The sequence below is a fragment of the Thioalbus denitrificans genome (genome assembly GCF_003337735.1).
GTDB classification, from domain to species: Bacteria; Pseudomonadota; Gammaproteobacteria; order DSM-26407; family DSM-26407; genus Thioalbus; species Thioalbus denitrificans.
On sequence record NZ_QPJY01000022.1, the window covers coordinates 1 to 1073 of the forward strand.

A 1073-nucleotide genomic window follows, 5' to 3' on the forward strand; every position below is an offset into this window, starting at 1 on the left:
CCTGAATTCAACTCGTAAGTGCAACTCAGTTTGGCGGTGAGAGGACAAGCCACGGTAGCATCATGGCCCCCTCTAACCGCCAAGAAAGAGGAGCACGATGAGAGGCTACACGCAGCTTGCCCAAGAGGAACGTTACCAGATCTACGCCCTCATGAAAGCCGGTCACAGCCAAGCCGAGATTGCTGCTCTCCTGCAGCGCCACAAGTCCACCATCAGCCGGGAGTTGAGGCGCAATCGAGGGCTGCGGGGCTATCGGCCGCAACAGGCCCAGCGGCTGGCGCTCGAGCGCCGTGCCGCAAAGGTGACGCCGCGGCTCGGCCCGGAACTCTGGAACCATGTCGAGCGGTTGCTGCGTGAGGACTGGAGCCCCGAGCAGATCAGCCTCTGGTTGGCCCAGGAGAGGACGTTGTTGGTCAGTCATGAGTGGATCTACCGCTACATACTCCAGGACAAGCACCGGGGTGGCGACCTCCACCGGCACCTACGCTGCCAGAAGCCGCGCAGAAAGCGCTACGGGGCCTATGAGCGCCGAGGGCGCCTGTCCAACCAGGTGTCCATCGACGAGCGCCCGGCCATCGTGGCGCGCCGCGGGCGCATCGGTGACTGGGAGGCCGACACCATCATCGGCAAGAACCACTCCGGAGCAATCGTATCGTTGACCGAGCGCAAGTCCCGGCTGGCGTTGATCGCCAAGGTCCCCTCCAAGGCTGCCGAAGGCGTCCAGCAGGCCATCTTGAGCCTGCTCGCACCGCTGGCCGACCGGGTCCATACCCTGACCTCTGACAACGGCAAGGAATTCGCCCTCCATGAGCAGATCGCCCAGGCGCTGGAGGCCGGCTTCTACTTCGCCCACCCGTATGCCTCCTGGGAGCGTGGCCTCAATGAGAACACCAATGGTCTCATTCGCCAGTACTTCCCAAAGGACCGCGACTTCTCCACGCTCACTGACGAGGAGATACAGGGAGCCATGGATAAACTGAACAACCGCCCCCGCAAATGCCTTGGAATGAAAACGCCGAACCAGGTATTTTTCGGGATCAACCCACCGGTTGCACTAGTGAGTTGAATCCGCG

General features: G+C 62.1%; 1 protein-coding gene. It reads left to right on the forward strand.

Annotation, left to right across the window (positions count from 1 at the left end):
• The first annotated feature begins 97 nt into the window (after positions 1 to 97).
• Positions 98 to 1066: an IS30 family transposase gene (locus DFQ59_RS19375; RefSeq protein WP_114281390.1), complete on the forward strand. Its 969-nt coding sequence runs from the start codon at positions 98 to 100 to the stop codon at positions 1064 to 1066.
• The last annotated feature ends 7 nt before the right edge of the window (positions 1067 to 1073 follow it).

Coding starts and splice junctions, on each gene's coding strand:
- DFQ59_RS19375 (WP_114281390.1), top strand. CDS start 98: ATGAGAGGCTACACGCAGCTTGCCCAAGAGGAACGTTACCAGATCTAC.